Raw genomic sequence first — 230 nt, 5'->3', positions numbered from 1 at the left:
CGAAAAAAGCTGAAGAAGAGGCTAAGAAAAAGGCCGATGAAGAAGCTAAGAAAAAAGCTGATGAGGAAGCCCAGAAAAAGGCTAATGAAGATAAAGTAAAACAAGACGAAGAAGCTAATAAAAAAGCTGATGAAGAAGCTAAGAAGAAAGCTGATGAAGAGGCCAAGAAAAAAGCTGAAGAAGAAGCTAAGAAACAACAAGAACAGCAACATCAAAATACCGGAGGAGAT

General features: G+C 37.8%; 1 protein-coding gene. It reads left to right on the top strand.

Annotated elements, in window-relative coordinates; translation table 11 throughout:
• Positions 1–230: hypothetical protein (locus tag MR170_RS32900; RefSeq protein ID WP_242310770.1), on the top strand; the 230-nt coding region annotated here is incomplete at both ends.

This window comes from Bacillus cereus group sp. BfR-BA-01524, assembly GCF_022662595.1.
Classification (GTDB): Bacteria; Bacillota; Bacilli; order Bacillales; family Bacillaceae_G; genus Bacillus_A; species Bacillus_A thuringiensis_S.
Note: the sequence above shows the minus strand (reverse complement) of the source record. Positions and strands in the feature narration are given on the sequence as shown.